This window comes from Citrobacter sp. RHBSTW-01013, from assembly GCF_013781985.1.
GTDB classification, from domain to species: Bacteria; Pseudomonadota; Gammaproteobacteria; order Enterobacterales; family Enterobacteriaceae; genus Citrobacter; species Citrobacter braakii.
In genome coordinates, this window is record NZ_CP056185.1 from 2,610,567 (window position 1) to 2,625,962 (window position 15,396).

The 15,396-nt window shown below is 53.3% G+C and carries 13 protein-coding genes; 3 read left to right on the plus strand and 10 right to left on the minus strand.

Annotation, left to right across the window (positions count from 1 at the left end):
* Window positions 1-22 precede the first annotated feature (22 nt).
* Window positions 23-250 (plus strand): tautomerase PptA, encoded by a 228-nt coding sequence (gene pptA, locus HV350_RS12645; RefSeq protein WP_047358141.1) that lies wholly within the window; start codon window positions 23-25, stop codon window positions 248-250.
* Between the two features lie 39 nt (window positions 251-289).
* Here the strand turns inward: pptA and HV350_RS12650 are convergent, their stop codons facing one another.
* Window positions 290-862 carry a flavin reductase family protein gene (locus HV350_RS12650; RefSeq protein WP_016156553.1) on the minus strand — a complete coding sequence of 191 codons (573 nt, stop codon included), beginning with the start codon at window positions 860-862 and terminating at the stop codon, window positions 290-292.
* A gap of 157 nt (window positions 863-1,019) precedes the next feature.
* On the opposite strand from HV350_RS12650, the gene nhoA reads away from it, so the two are divergent.
* A complete protein-coding gene (nhoA, locus tag HV350_RS12655) occupies window positions 1,020-1,865 on the plus strand; it encodes an N-hydroxyarylamine O-acetyltransferase (protein ID WP_181628613.1) in 846 nt (281 codons plus the stop codon).
* Window positions 1,866-1,922: 57 nt separating this feature from the next.
* Here nhoA and HV350_RS12660 read toward each other — a convergent pair whose 3' ends face one another.
* The 7 genes from HV350_RS12660 to HV350_RS12690 form a co-directional block, all read right to left on the minus strand.
* Window positions 1,923-2,816, minus strand: coding sequence for a PhzF family isomerase (locus tag HV350_RS12660; RefSeq protein WP_016153118.1), 894 nt, complete (start codon window positions 2,814-2,816; stop codon window positions 1,923-1,925).
* Window positions 2,817-2,951: 135 nt separating this feature from the next.
* On the minus strand, window positions 2,952-3,632 hold the full coding sequence (narI, locus tag HV350_RS12665; RefSeq protein WP_003833047.1) for a respiratory nitrate reductase subunit gamma: 681 nt from the start codon (window positions 3,630-3,632) through the stop codon (window positions 2,952-2,954).
* Entirely contained in the window at window positions 3,629-4,324 is a 696-nt protein-coding gene (narW, locus tag HV350_RS12670) for a nitrate reductase molybdenum cofactor assembly chaperone (protein WP_016153117.1), read from the minus strand. The genes narI and narW overlap by 4 nt, the downstream gene beginning before the upstream one ends.
* Window positions 4,324-5,868 carry a nitrate reductase subunit beta gene (gene narH, locus HV350_RS12675; protein WP_016156550.1) on the minus strand — a complete coding sequence of 515 codons (1,545 nt, stop codon included), beginning with the start codon at window positions 5,866-5,868 and terminating at the stop codon, window positions 4,324-4,326. Before narH ends, narW begins: the two co-directional genes overlap by 1 nt.
* Window positions 5,865-9,605 carry a nitrate reductase subunit alpha gene (locus tag HV350_RS12680; RefSeq protein ID WP_103283814.1) on the minus strand — a complete coding sequence of 1,247 codons (3,741 nt, stop codon included), beginning with the start codon at window positions 9,603-9,605 and terminating at the stop codon, window positions 5,865-5,867. Before HV350_RS12680 ends, narH begins: the two co-directional genes overlap by 4 nt.
* A gap of 113 nt (window positions 9,606-9,718) precedes the next feature.
* On the minus strand, window positions 9,719-11,104 hold the full coding sequence (locus tag HV350_RS12685; RefSeq protein WP_047358146.1) for a NarK family nitrate/nitrite MFS transporter: 1,386 nt from the start codon (window positions 11,102-11,104) through the stop codon (window positions 9,719-9,721).
* A gap of 212 nt (window positions 11,105-11,316) precedes the next feature.
* Window positions 11,317-11,895: a TetR family transcriptional regulator gene (locus tag HV350_RS12690; RefSeq protein WP_016153113.1), complete on the minus strand. Its 579-nt coding sequence runs from the start codon at window positions 11,893-11,895 to the stop codon at window positions 11,317-11,319.
* 117 nt (window positions 11,896-12,012) lie between these two features.
* Here HV350_RS12690 and HV350_RS12695 point away from each other — a divergent pair, with 117 nt between their 5' ends.
* On the plus strand, window positions 12,013-13,500 hold the full coding sequence (locus HV350_RS12695; RefSeq protein WP_181628614.1) for an MFS transporter: 1,488 nt from the start codon (window positions 12,013-12,015) through the stop codon (window positions 13,498-13,500).
* Here HV350_RS12695 and HV350_RS12700 read toward each other — a convergent pair whose 3' ends face one another.
* Window positions 13,501-13,881 carry a GFA family protein gene (locus tag HV350_RS12700; protein ID WP_087121860.1) on the minus strand — a complete coding sequence of 127 codons (381 nt, stop codon included), beginning with the start codon at window positions 13,879-13,881 and terminating at the stop codon, window positions 13,501-13,503.
* Between the two features lie 143 nt (window positions 13,882-14,024).
* On the minus strand, window positions 14,025-15,119 hold the full coding sequence (ompD, locus tag HV350_RS12705; protein ID WP_019076795.1) for a porin OmpD: 1,095 nt from the start codon (window positions 15,117-15,119) through the stop codon (window positions 14,025-14,027).
* Window positions 15,120-15,396: the final 277 nt, after the last annotated feature.

The window sequence follows — 15,396 nt, forward strand, 5'->3', positions numbered from 1 at the left end:
CCAAAACAATAAGGAATCTGCTATGCCGCACGTCGATATCAAATGTTTTCCTCGCGACCTGAACGACGAACAAAAATCCGCGCTGGCGGCGGATATTACCGACGTCATTATTCGTCATTTGCAAAGCAAAGACAGTTCAGTGAGTGTGGCGCTTAATGAAATTGAGCCCGAGGCGTGGCAGGGCGTGTGGGATGTGGAGATTGCGCCGCAGATGGCTAGGTTGATTAAAAAACCCGGCTACAGCATGTAAGACAAAACGGGCGGATTTTCCGCCCGTTTTGTCGTGCCATTATTCAGCTGCTGTTATGAGTTTTCCACTGGAGACAAACGTTCCGGCCCCAAGGTGATGCAGGGTATTGAGCTTGCCATCATCAAACTGCCAGCGTCCTTCCACGAAGGCTCGCTCATCAGCGGCAGCCGAGACCACTTCACCAAACAGCGTGTCATATTTTTCCTGTGCCGCAGTGGCAGGCAACAGGCGACACTCCATCCAGGCCAGACATTTGGCTTCAATCAGCGGTAAACCCAGTACCGGTCCCTGCACCACGGGAATGCCGTAGCAGTTGAATTTATCTTCCACACGACCGGAAACGCTGCCTACGGCCCAGGTCCAGTTGGCGGCGGCAACGCCCGGAATAACGATGCCGAATTTGCCGCTACGTTCAATGAGCTCCCGTGACCAGGCGGTCTTGTCGACAACAATCGCGATCCGCGGTGGTTCAAACTCCACGGGCATTGACCACGCGGCAGCCATCACATTTCGCCGCTCGGTATGCTCATCCCGGCTGGTGATTAATATCGTTGGGCCGTGATTTAGCAACCGACTGGCATGTTTTAATTCGATCGGACGAAAATGGCTCATGGATGCTCCTTGGCTGAGAGATAACACACCACAATAAACATAGATATTAACGGTATTAGCGATTTTGTCGCCTCGTCTGGAGGAACAACGCACAAAATCGACGGCGCAAAATTAAAAATGCGTTATAAGTACTGCATTAATTGAACAGGAACTCCGTATGACGCCTTTTTTAACCGCTTATTTTGCCCGTATTGGCTGGTCAGATTTGGCCAGGGTCAACATTGAAACCTTACGGGCGCTGCATTTACTGCACAACGCCGCCATACCTTTTGAAAACCTGGATGTATTGCTTCCAAGAGAGATGCAGCTTGACGATTTGTCTTTGGAAGAGAAGCTGGTGACGGCGCGTCGCGGCGGCTATTGTTTTGAACAGAACGGAGTATTTGAGCGAGCGCTACGCGAAATCGGTTTTACCGTACGCAGTCTGCTCGGACGTGTGGTACTGGCGAACCCGTCAAGCCTGCCACCACGCACGCATCGTCTGTTGCTGGTTGAGTTGCAGGGAGAGCAGTGGATCGCCGACGTTGGTTTCGGCGGGCAGACGCTGACGGCGCCGATTCGTCTGCAGGCGAACATTGAGCAGAAGACACCACACGGCGAGTATCGGCTGATTCAGGAAGGTGAAGACTGGATCCTACAGTTCTGTCATCACGAACACTGGCAATCAATGTACCGTTTCGACCTGGTCGTACAGCATCAGAGCGATTATCTGATAGGCAACTTCTGGTCCGCTCACTGGCCGCAATCACATTTTCGCCATCATTTGCTGATGTGTCGTCATCTGCCCGACGGCGGGAAATTAACGTTAACCAATTTTCATTTCACCCATTATCAGGATGGACACGCGGTAGAACAGATTAATCTGCCTGACGTCCCCAGTCTGTATGCCTTGTTGCAGGACCGGTTTGGCCTGGGCGTGGAGGACGTGAAGCATGGCTTTACCCAGGATGAGCTGGCCACGGTAATGGCGGCGTTTGATACGCATCCGGACGCGGGGAAATAGGGGCATCGGGATTAGTGCCGGATTGGCGTAATCGCCTTATCCGGCCTACGGGAACAATTAAAAATCTATCGCCCATTCTGCGTGAAACAGGATCACCGCCGAACCGGTAATGGTGACTTTTTCTGGCTGGTTATCACGGATAGTTACCGTCACATCAACAATACCGTCGCGCCCGAGCGCACGGCCCTGATGTCCCTGAACACGTAACGTTTTCCCATCATGCGCCATCAGCCCATGGTGAACCAACCACGCGCCCATTGGACCGTTGGCATTGCCGGTAACCGGGTCTTCCACAATCCCAATTGCAGGCGAAAACATGCGGCCATCGGTGGCGTTTTCGCCCGGGCGGATTTGAAAAGGAAAGAAGCCGTTACAGCCAATTTGTTGGCTGATGGCTGTCAAAGCCTGCAAATCAGGGGAAAGGGCGTCGAGGTCCACCTCGGGCTTGAGCGGAATCATCACTTTCGAATGCCCGGTGGTAGCAACCTGAATCGGCAAGCCTGCCAGCATATCGTCTTCGCTCAGGTGTAGGGCCTCGATAATCGCACTACGAATAACCCCTTCCAGCGGAGGTTCAAATCCGGGTACGCCTTGTTCAAGGCTAATACGATAGTCATTCCCGGTAGCTTCGATATCCACCCGATGACGACCAGCCAGCGAGGTTTGCCAGACTGTACTGTTGCCCAAGCCAAGCACGTTTGCCCGCACATAATGTGCAGCGACGGTAGCATGCCCACAGATAGGAACTTCGACCGTCGGCGTGAAATAGCGGATGCGAACATCGCTGTCGTCGCTGGTCAGCAGGAAAGCGGTTTCCGAATGACGCAGCTCGCGAGCAATGAGTTGCATCTGCGCTTCGCTCAGTCCGTCAGCATGCAAAACCACACCTGCTGAATTGCCGCGAAAGGGTACCGAGGTAAAGGCATCGACGTGGTAAACCTGTGGTTTCATTAACGTTCTCCCTGGAATGGAGAAGCATCATAACGTGCAAAATGCCGGATGGCGATGACCGCTATCTTATCCGGCCTACGGTGCCTGGTTGTAGGCCGGATAAGGCGTGTCGTCACCCGACATTTCAATGCGGATTTATCGGCGTGAACGCACTATTTGATAGCGGCGGGTAAAGTACTCAAACGGCGCGCTCCACACGTGAACCAGGCGTGTGAACGGGAACAGCAGGAAGATAGTCATCCCCAGAACCAGATGCACACGGAAAATCAACGCCACGCCATCCAGATGCGCAGACGCGCCGCCCTGGAAGGTCACCACCGACTGCGCCCAACCTACCAGTTTCAGCATTTCACTGCCGTCGGGATGCTGCGCAGAGAATGGGATGGTGGTTAAGCCGAGGATACACTGAATCAGCAGAACGCAGAGGATCAGGATATCGGCAGTGGAGGAGGTTGCACGAATGCGCGGATTGGTCAAACGACGTACCAGCAAGCCAGCGCCACCGACCAGCGTCAGCACGCCACAGAGCCCACCGGCGATCATCGCCATCTGCTGCTTCACCGCAATCGGCAGGAACCAGGCATACATCCAGTGCGGGGTTAACATGCCAAACAGGTGCCCGAAAAAGATCCCCAGAATGCCGATGTGGAACAGGTTTGACCATAACACCATGCCGCGTTTGTCCAGCATCTGGCTGGAAGAGGCCCGCCAGGTGTATTGCCCGTAGTCATAGCGTAGCCAACTGCCGAGGATAAACACCGTGCCACAGAGGTACGGGTAGATATCGTAAAAAAAGACGTTCAGGTACTGTATCATTTCGGGCCTCCCGCGCTGACGTCGACATACTGAGGTGCCACGTCCTGGCTAAAGCGTCGTTGATAGTTTTGTAACGGTGAACTGTCACAGGCGGTGGCGTTATCCTCGATAAACTTCACCTGTTCCTCTTCCCAGACGGCATCCAGCGCCTGTCGGGTATCGTCGCGGGTTTCCGTGCCAACCTGCTTAGTGACACTGTCACTTGAAAGAGGGCTTCCGGCAAGCAATAGCAGGGCGTCAAACAGTTGATACCACGGCGTATCACGCTGTTTCAAACGCCCACCCAGCAGCGCCAGAATCGGTGCGACGTTCTGCAATCCTTCTTTGGCCTCCGCTTCCGGCAACACGCTTAAGTACTCCAGATACAGCGGCAGATGATCCGGCAGTTCGCGGCAGTCGAGCTGCAGTCCGACCTTTTCGTACTGCGCCAACAGATCAACCATCGCCTGGCCCCGATCGCGAGACTCGGCGTGCACGTGCTCAAACAGCAGCAGAGAGGTGGCCCGGCCCCGGTCAAATATCTCACACCATTCGGCTTGTTTATCCAGTAATGGCGCATTGAGCAGCCCCTGGCTAAATTCGGTAAGCATTGGGGCATCGCTGGCCACAAGCGCCAGCGCCTCGTCTTTACACTCCCACAGCAACTCGTCGGGATATTCCATCAGCAGGCCGATAACCTTCAGGATTTGCATTATTCACCCTCCGCTTTATCGCGCACTTCGGTGATGTCGATGGCGTCAATACGACTGCTGTTAAACAGGTTGAATTTGGTATCTGAGCCATGGCAGCCGTCGCCAAAGGTAAATCCGCAACCGTTTTTCTCCGGGAACGCATCACGCGCCATTTCACGGTGGCTGGTCGGGATCACGAAGCGGTCTTCATAGTTGGCGATGGCCAGATAGCGATACATCTCTTCAACCTGCTCAACGGTCAGACCCACTTCCTCAATCGCGCGGGTGTCCGTAACGCCTTCTACGGTTTGCGAACGCATATAATGGCGCATGGCCATCATTCGTTTTAGCGCGCGCAGTACCGGACCGGTATCGCCCGCGCTAAGCATGTTGGCAAGGTACTGAACCGGAATTCGCAGTGATTCAACCGCTGGCAGAATGTTGCCATTGTGCGGCAGTCCCCCCGCGTCAGCGACCGACTGAATCGGCGACAACGGCGGTACATACCAGACCATCGGCAGGGTGCGGTATTCCGGGTGCAGCGGCAGCGCCAGCTTCCAGTCCATCGCCATCTTGTAAACGGGCGAACGTTGGGCCGCTTCGATGACGTTGTGCGGAATACCTTGTTTTAACGCCTCTTCAATGACCGCCGGGTCGTGTGGATTGAGGAACACATCGCACTGACGCTCGTAGAGATCGGTCTCATGCTCGGTGCTGGCTGCTTCTTCGATGCGGTCGGCGTCATACAGCAATACGCCAAGATAGCGGATGCGTCCCACGCAGGTTTCCGAACATACCGTCGGCTGGCCGGACTCAATACGCGGGTAGCAGAAAATGCACTTCTCTGATTTACCGCTCTTCCAGTTAAAGTAGATTTTTTTGTACGGACAACCGCTTATGCACAAGCGCCAGCCGCGACATTTATCCTGGTCGATCAACACGATGCCGTCTTCTTCACGCTTATAGATGGCACCGCTCGGGCAGGTGGCGACACAGCTTGGGTTCAGGCAGTGTTCGCACAAGCGCGGTAAATACATCATGAAGGTGTTTTCGAATTGCCCGTACATCTCCTTTTGCATTTTCTCAAAGTTACGGTCGCGGGCACGTTTTGAGAACTCACCGCCGAGCAACTCTTCCCAGTTAGGACCCCAGATAATCTTGTCCATCCGTTTGCCATCTATCAGCGAGCGCGGACGTGCGGTGGGCTGATTCTTGCTTTCCGGCGCGCTATGCAGATGCTGATAATCGTAGGTAAAGGGTTCGTAATAATCATCGATTTGCGGGATCACCGGGTTAGCAAAAATTTTGGTGATAACGCCCATCTTGCCGCCCAGGCGCGGCCTTATCTTCCCGTTAACATCGCGAACCCAGCCGCCTTGCCACTCTTCCTGATCTTCCCAGTTTTTCGGATAACCAATGCCTGGCTTGGTCTCAACGTTGTTAAACCACGCATATTCCATCCCTTCGCGCCCGGTCCAGACGTTTTTACAGGTGACGGAGCAGGTGTGGCAGCCGATGCACTTATCCAGATTAAGAACCATGCCTACCTGTGAGCGTATTTTCATTTTTTCGCCTCCTGTACCTGATCGCGACCTTCATCATCCAGCCAGTTAATATTTTTCATTTTTCTAATCATGATGAACTCATCGCGGTTAGAGCCGACTGTGCCGTAATAGTTGAAGCTGTATGCCAGTTGCGCATAGCCGCCGATCATGTGCGTGGGTTTCGGGCAGACGCGGGTGACTGAGTTGTGGATCCCGCCGCGCATACCGGTGACTTCCGAGCCAGGGATATTCATGATTCGCTCCTGAGCGTGATACATCATGGTCATTCCCGGCGGCACGCGCTGACTCACCACAGCACGCGCGGTGAGCGCACCGTTGGCGTTAAAGGCTTCAATCCAGTCGTTATCCTCAATGCCCAGCTCTTTAGCATCGGTCTCACTGATCCAGACAATGGGGCCACCGCGCGACAGCGTCAGCATCAGCAGGTTTTCGCTGTAGGTAGAGTGGATCCCCCATTTCTGATGCGGAGTCAGGAAGTTGAGCGCTTTTTCCGGGAAGCCGTTAGGCGGAACTTCGCGCATATTGCTGACGCTTCGGGTATCGATAGGCGGACGATATGCCACCAGACTTTCACCAAAGGCTCGCATCCACGCGTGATCCTGGTACAACTGTTGGCGACCGGACAGGGTGCGCCACGGGATCAGCTCGTGGACGTTGGTATAGCCTGCGTTATAGGAGACATGTTCACTTTCCAGCCCGGACCAGGTGGGGCTGGAGATGATTTTGCGCGGCTGCGCCTGAATATCGCGAAAACGGATTTTCTCGTCTTCTTTGTTCAACGCCAGATGCGTATGGTCGCGTCCGGTCATCGCTCCCAGCGCTTCCCAGGCTTTCACCGCCACCTGACCGTTCGTTTCCGGTGCCAGGGCGAGGATCACCTCAGACGCATCCAGCGCGGTGTCTATCAGTGGTCGGCCTTTCGCCGGACCTTCGCGTTTGGTGTAGTTAAGCTTGCCGAGGAAATCGACCTCCGTCTGGGTATTCCACGTAATACCTTTCCCGCCGTTACCGAGCTTGTCCATTAGCGGACCAAGCGAAGTGAAGCGTTCGTAGGTGGCGGGATAGTCACGTTCCACGACGGCAATATTGGGCGCCGTTTTCCCCGGGAGGAGATCGCATTCACCTTTACGCCAGTCCTGAATGTCAAACGGCTGCGCCAGCTCTGCCGGGGAGTCGTGTTGCAGCGGTTGTAATACCACATCCGTTTCTTGCCCAAGGTGCCCGACGCAAACCTCAGAGAAGACTTTGGCGATGCCTTTATAAATTTCCCAGTCACTCTTCGATTCCCACGCAGGATCGACCGCCGCCGACAGCGGGTGAATAAACGGATGCATATCCGAGGTGTTCATATCGTCTTTTTCATACCAGGTGGCGGTCGGCAAAACGACATCGGAGAACAGGCAGGTACTCGACATACGGAAATCGAGCGTTACCAGCAGATCAAGCTTGCCCTCTATCGCCGCGGACTGCCATTCCACCTCTTCAGGTTTAATACCTTCGCTTGAACCGAGCGCTTCCCCCTGGATCCCGCTTTCGGTACCCAGCAGATACTTGAGCATGTATTCATGCCCTTTACCGGAGGAGCCGAGCAGGTTAGAGCGCCAGACGAAGAGATTACGCGGATGGTTGTTACCACTATCCGGCTGCTCGCAGGCAAAACGAATTTCACCCGATTTCAGCGCCTGTGCAGTGTATTGTGCAGGCGACACTCCCGCTTGTTCTGCCTTTGCTTTGACGGTCAGAGGGTTGAGGTTGAGCTGCGGCGCGGACGGCAGCCAGCCCATTCTTTCTGCCCGCACGTTAAAGTCGATCAAATGTCCGCTAAACTTGGACGCGTCAGCCAGCGGAGAGAGGAGTTCCTGAGCGGTGAGTTTTTCATAACGCCACTGGCTGGAGTGATTGTAGAAAAACGAGGTGCTGTTCATCTGACGCGGTGGGCGGTTCCAGTCCAGCGCAAAGGCCAGCGGCAACCAACCGGTTTGCGGACGCAGTTTCTCCTGACCCACATAGTGCGCCCAGCCGCCGCCGCTTTGTCCCACACAACCGCAGAACACGAGGATGTTAATCATTCCACGGTAGTTCATATCCATGTGATACCAGTGGTTGACGCCAGCCCCGAGGATAATCATCGAACGGCCATGCGTTTTGTGCGCCGTATCGGCAAACTCACGGGCGATTTGTTCGATATGACGACGAGGGACACCGGTAATTTGCTCTCCCCAGGCCGGGGTGTAGGCTTTCACTTCGCTGTAATCTTGCGCGCTATGAGCGTCATCCAGACCACGGTCGAGGCCGTAATTCGCCAGCACCAGATCATAGACGCTTACCACCGGGCAACGGCTGCCGTCGGCGAGGGTAAGATGTTTTACCGGCAGTTGACGAATCAGCACGGGTTCCTGTTTCACGCTGCGAAAATGTGGGTTTTCGTTGCCGCCGAAGTAGGGGAATGCCACGCCGGTCACTTCATCATGCTGACCAAGCAACGAGAGGGAAAGTTCTGTTTCAGCGCCAGCCGCCAGTGGCTCCAGGTTCCATTTACCTTTCTCGCCCCAGCGAAAACCGATAGACCCGTTCGGGACCACCAGTTCGCCAGCAGTGTTAAAGGCCACGGTTTTCCACTCCGGATTGTTACTTTCGCCCAGACCATCGACAAGGTCTGAGGCGCGCATCATACGCCCTGGCACGTAGCTGCCATCTTCCCGGGCATCCAGCAAAACCAGCATCGGCATATCGGTATAGCGACGACAGTAATTGATGAAGTAATCGCTTGGATTGTCGAGGTGGAATTCTTTCAGAATCACGTGGCCCATCGCCATCGCCAACGCGCTGTCTGTCCCTTGCTTGGGGGCCAGCCACTGGTCGCACAGTTTGGCGACTTCCGAGTAATCCGGCGTAATGGCAATCGTCTTGGTGCCTTTGTAGCGTACTTCAGTAAAAAAGTGCGCATCCGGGGTACGGGTCTGCGGCACGTTTGACCCCCAGGCGATGATGTAGCTGGAGTTATACCAGTCGGCGGATTCTGGAACATCGGTCTGTTCGCCCCAGGTCATCGGTGATGCAGGCGGTAAATCGCAGTACCAGTCATAGAAGCTCAGGCAGGTTCCGCCCAGTAGCGATAGATAACGTGTGCCTGCGGCATAGGAGACCATCGACATAGCAGGGATCGGGGAGAACCCGGCCACGCGATCCGGCCCATAGGTTTTCACCGTCCAGACGTTGGCGGCGGCAATGAGCTGATTAAGCTCTTTCCAGTTGGAACGGATAAAACCACCGCGCCCGCGTACCTGCTTGTAGCTCTGGCATTTTTGCGGGTCGTTCATAATGGATTCCCAGGCCAGCACCGGATCGGGCTGGCGGGACAGGGCGTCGCGCCACAGTTCGATCAGACGTTTACGCACCAGGGGATATTTCAGACGGTTGGCGCTGTAAAGATACCAGGAGTAGCTGGCACCGCGCGGGCAGCCACGGGGTTCATGATTTGGCAGGTCAGGGCGGGTACGCGGGTAGTCGGTTTGCTGCGTTTCCCAGGTCACCAGTCCGTTTTTGACGTAGATTTTCCAACTGCATGAGCCGGTACAGTTAACGCCGTGGGTAGAACGCACAATTTTGTCGAACTGCCAGCGCTGACGATAGCTGTCTTCCCAGTCCCGATTGGTGTGCATCACTTGCCCGTGCCCATCGGCAAACGTATCGCCCTTTTGTTTAAAGTAGCGAAAGCGATCGAACAGTTTACTCATGACATAACTCCTGCTTTGAGAATATTGCCGACGGTGAATCGAACGGTAGGCCGGATGGCGGTTAACGCCTTATCCGGCCTATCGAACTGTCCGATCCTGCGGTATCCATTTTGTTATTTTTTTTGTGATTTACGGCCATAGACCAGCCAGGTCACCAGCACGCAGACGATGTAAAACACGAGGAATATTTTCATTGCGCCCACCGGAGAGCCAGTCAGCGCCAGCGATGAACCAAACGCTTTGGGGATGAAAAAGCCCCCCACAGCGCCAATAGCAGAGATGAATCCCAGCGCGGCAGCGGTATCGGTTACCGCCTCACGTTGGGCCTGTTCTTCAGTACCACCGTGCAGCTTCACCCGGTATATGGTGATTTTGCGAAAGATCACCGCGATCATCTGGAAGGTTGAGCCGCTTCCCAGACCCGCAGTCAGGAACAAGCCCATAAACACCAGGTAGAAGGCGACAAAGTTTCCTTCGCCTGACCCAGGCAGGGTGAGGAACAGCAGGGCGCTAAACAGCGCCATAAAGATGAAGTTAATTAACGTGACGCGCACACCGCCGAATTTGTCAGAGATCACCCCACCTGCCGATCGCGCAAGAGCGCCGATGAAGGGGCCGAAGAACGCCAGTTGCAGGATATTCACGTCCGGGAACTGAGTTTTCGCCAGCATGGCAAAGCCTGCCGAAAAGCCGATAAATGAACCGAAGGTGGCGAGATACAGCAGGCTTAATAACCACAGATGAAAACGTTTGAGGACCGGCAACTGGGAAGCAATTGAGGCCTTCGAACTGGCAATATCGTTCATTCCCATGCCTGCTGCTAAGGTGGCTATCAGCAGTAACGGAACCCAAATCCATGCGGCATTGGCCAGCGACAATAACGAGCCGTCGGCTTGCGGTACGCCCTGTACGCCCAAAAAGGTAAAGATAGGCAGAAAGATCACCAGCGGCGCGATCAACTGCATCACGCTGACGCCAAGGTTGCCGAGACCACCGTTAACGCCTAATGCGCTGCCTTGTTTCGCTTTGGGGAAGAAAAAGCTGATATTACCCATGCTGGAGGCAAAGTTTGCGCCAGCAAAACCACACATCAGCGCAATGATAATAAATACGCCAAACGGAGTAGCGTTATTTTGCACGGCAAAACCGAGCCAGACGCAGGGAATAACCAGAATAATCGTGCTAAAAATGGTCCACCGGCGCCCACCAAATATAGGTACCATAAAGGAGTAGGGAACGCGCAATATTGCGCCAGAAAGAGAAGGCAATGCCGTTAATAAAAACAGTTGGTCAGTGGTGAAATTAAAACCAATTTTATTCAGATTGACGGCCACGGCGCTAAACAACATCCAGACGCAGAACGCCAGCAACAGACAACTTACTGATATCCAGAGGTTTCTACGTGCAATATGCTTACCTTTGTTTTCCCAAAAGGCGGGGTTCTCCGGTTTCCAGTCAGTTAAAAGATAACGATTATTTTTCTCATTTGATGCTGACATATTATTCTCCATGCCCATGCCGTTCATGAAAAAGAAATAAACGCACACAGCGCCGCGCGAGTTCTTTTTAGAAACTATTGAAAAGTTTTGGGAATATTGACTGAAAGAATAGATAAAAAAGCGCAATAACGCGGCGTGATGAGGGAATTACATGTTGCTTAAGTGTTACCAATTGTAAAATTAAAAGATGTATTATTAATTCATCTATAACATCAATTAACTAACTCTAACGTAATCATACGATCCAAATGGCGTTCGAATGCAGGGTCGGCCATTTCCTCAATGCCTAAGACATAGATGCCATCCAGGCCGCAAACCAATGCGATTAAGCGCCAGGCCACCTCGGCCGCATCCGGTATTGCTGAGAATTCACCTGCACTCTGTCCTTGAGTGATGATAGCGGCGGTTTCTTCATGCCACATCCGCATGGTTAGCAGGTAGGCGCTTTTGATTTCCGGATCTTTATCCGCCAGGACCTGCGCTTCACGCCACAGTTTAATGTAGGGTTCGAACCCGCCATCTTCGCTGCCCAACATAGCATGCAGTCGTTCGCGGAAGCTGGCGTTATCACTGACCTGTTCGGCATCCAGAAGGGTCCGTATCAGTTGCACAAAAGCCAGGGATTTTAACTCACCCGCAGAGGTAAAGTGATGGTGTACCTGCCCGGTGGACACCTGCGCTTCCGTGGCAATACGCCGCACCGTCATAGCAGTAAATCCTTCCTCAAGCGCGACACGCATGGCCGCTTGCAGAATAACTTCCCGACGTTCGTCCCGATTCAGATAGCTCATCTTTCCTCCTGTACCCGTATAGCACGCAGTCTAACAAAAAGTTGGACATACGTTCAAATTTCCGTAGGATCGCTAAAGCTGGACACGTGTCCAGTTTCAGTTTCGTTAGGGAGTTTTATGTTTCGTCAGTGGTTAACGTTAGTCATTATTGTACTGGTCTACATCCCTGTTGCGATTGATGCAACGGTGCTGCACGTTGCCGCGCCCACGCTGAGTATGACGCTGGGTGCCAGTGGTAACGAGCTGCTGTGGATCATTGATATTTATTCTCTGGTAATGGCCGGAATGGTATTGCCAATGGGCGCGCTGGGCGATCGTATTGGCTTTAAACGTCTGCTGCTGTTAGGGGGCGGATTATTTGGTCTCGCATCGCTGGCCGCTGCCTTTGCCCACAGCGCGGGTTGGCTGATTGCCACTCGGGCTGTATTGGCTATTGGGGCGGCGATGATTGTTCCGGCAACGCTTGCGGGTATTCGCGCCACATTCGCTGAGCAACGGCATCGCAATATGGCGCTCGGTGTCTGGGCGGCCGTGGGTTCCGGCGGTGCGGCATTTGGCCCACTGGTTGGTGGAATGCTGCTGGAGCACTTCTACTGGGGATCCGTGTTCTTAATTAATGTGCCGATTGTCCTGGTGGTAATGGCCTTAACCGCACGCTTAGTGCCGCGCCAGACTGGACGTCGCGATCAGTCGTTAAATTTCGGTCATGCGATAATGCTGATTGTCGCCATTCTGCTGTTGGTTTACAGCGCTAAAACCGCGCTGAAAGGGCATACGGCGACCGCTGCCATTGCGTTGACGCTGTTAACCGGCGCGTTACTGTTGTGGCAGTTTGTCCGCATCCAGCTTGCCGCTTCCCGCCCGATGATAGATATGCGGCTGTTCACGCATCGCATCATCTTAAGCGGCGTTGTGATGGCGATGACCGCGATGATAACTCTGGTGGGTTTCGAGTTACTGATGGCTCAGGAGCTACAGTTTGTTCATGGTTTAACACCGTATCAGGCGGGACTGTTTATGCTGCCGGTGATGCTGGCAAGCGGCTTCAGCGGCCCCATTGCCGGTATGCTGGTGTCACGCCTGGGATTACGTTGTGTGGCAACGGCGGGTATGGCGCTTAGCGCCGTCAGTTTTTACGGCCTGGCGATGACAGATTTCAGTACTCAGCAGATTCAAGCCTGGATATTAATGGCTTTGCTCGGTTTCAGCGCCGCCAGTGCGCTGCTGGCCTCGACGGCGGCTATCATGGCGGCAGCCCCGGCAGAAAAAGCCGCTGCCGCGGGCGCCATTGAGACAATGGCTTATGAACTGGGGGCCGGGCTTGGGATCGCTATCTTTGGTTTGTTGTTGAGCCGCAGCTTTTCAGCCTCGATTCTGCCGCCTGTCGGACTTAACCCACAGGAGATAGAACGAGCCTCATCGTCAATGGGGGAGGCGGTGCAACTGGCGCACTCGCTCCCGTCGTCGCTGAGTGAGGCGTTGCTGTCGGCTGCTAAAGAAGCCTTTACCTGGTCGCACAGCGTAGCCTTAAGCAGCGCTGGCAGCATGCTTATCGTATTAGCGGTAGGAATGTGGTTCAGTCTTGCAAAGGTACAGCGTCAATAACTAATGGGCTAAATGACAGGGGTAATCCATCTCTTCGACTTCTTTCCCACTCAGTCGAGCGTATTGCCCCGTCAGCCTCCAGAACGCAGGCTGTGTTTCCGTATAGATCTCTGCCGCTAAAACCAGGCGGCGGCGATCCACCTCATTCAGTTCCAGCAGCGTCCACGGCACAAAATAACGATCGCTGCCCGTTAGGGTAAACCACAGCGGGCACCCGCATCCGGAACAGAAGAAACGTTCACCACGATTTGAAGAAGGGAAGTGCGAAGGTTCTGCTGAATCTGGCGACATCAGCGGCTGAGCGCTGGCTTCCAGATACATAGCGATGCCACCTGACCACTTCTGGCACAGCGTACAATGACAGGCATAGACATCCAGCATTTCGACGTCGACGGTAAAATGACTCTGCCCGCAAAGACAACGACCAGTGAATGTCTGCACGGCATACTCCTTATGACCGAGTCTACATTAAGAGAAAAAGCCAGCCCTGGAAGGACTGGCTTTTTATTCAGACTACAACAAAATTAGAACTGGTAGTTCAGACCAACAGCAACGATGTTGTCAGTGCTTACACCGGCAGCTCTTGTGAAGTTGTTGGCATCCAGCAGGTTGATTTTGTAATCAACGAAGGTGGACATGTTTTTGTTGAAGTAGTAGGTCGCGCCCAGATCTACGTATTCAACCAGATCCTGGTCGCCGTAACCGTTGATGTCTTTACCTTTAGACTTCAGGTAAGCAACGGACGGACGCAGACCGAAGTCGAACTGGTACTGAGCAACAGCTTCAAAGTTCTGTGCTTTATTTGCAATACCGATGATCTCAGTACCTTTAACAGTACCACCAAAGGTAGTCATGTTACGGGTTTCAGAGTAGGTCGTTGCCAGGTAGATGTTGTTCGCATCGTATTTCAGGCCAGCAGCCCAAACTTCAGCGTTCTTACCGTCAGCTTTGAACTGACCGCTGTGGTTGTTCTGGGAGTCAGTACGGTCAGATTTCGCATAGGCTGCACCTACGCCGAAGCCATCGTACTCATAGGTAGTTGACAGACCGAAGCCGTCGCCGTTAGCTTCTTTGTCGGCGCTACGATCGTTTTTACCCTGGTACTGCAGGGCAAAGTTCAGACCTTCGACCAGACCGAAGAAGTCGGTGTTACGGTAGGTTGCAACGCCAGTAGTACGACCAGTCATGAAGACGTCAGTCTGGGTCCAGGTATCGCCACCGAACTCTGGCAGAACGTCGGTCCATGCGCCGATGTCGTAAGCTACGCCGTAGTTACGACCGTAGTCGAAAGAACCGTATTCAGCGAATTTCAGGCCAGCGAATGCCAGACGGGTTTTATCTTTGTCGGAACCCTGATCTTCAGAACGGTTGCCTTTGAATTCATATTCCCACTGACCAAAACCAACCAGTTGGTCGTTGATCTGAGTTTCGCCTTTGAAGCCCAGACGCGCGTAAGTTTTGTCGCCATCGCTGCTGGTATCGTTAGAGAAGTAGTGTTGAGCGTGAACTTTACCGTACAGGTCCAGTTTGTTTGCGTCTTTGTTATATACCTCAGCTGCGTTTACCGCACCTGCCGCCAACAGGCTAGTCACTGCCACTGCAACTAATTTAAGTTTCATTCTAAATAATCCTTATAATTATTTCTTGGTGTGTTTCCTAAACCATTGCTAAACGAAGGGGTTCGTCAATGGCAAACCATTTTTAAATGACGCAGTGGTATAAGTTCAATAATAAGTTTCATAATATTGCGAAATATTTGAAGTTGTGTGATCCAGATCTACATAATATAGCTGATTGTATTAATCTTAATATGTGACAGATCGGAATGGGTATATTTACATGGGGAACTATTGTGCAGGCTATGATTTAAATGGCGTTAGTTTCGCAGGTGTAATA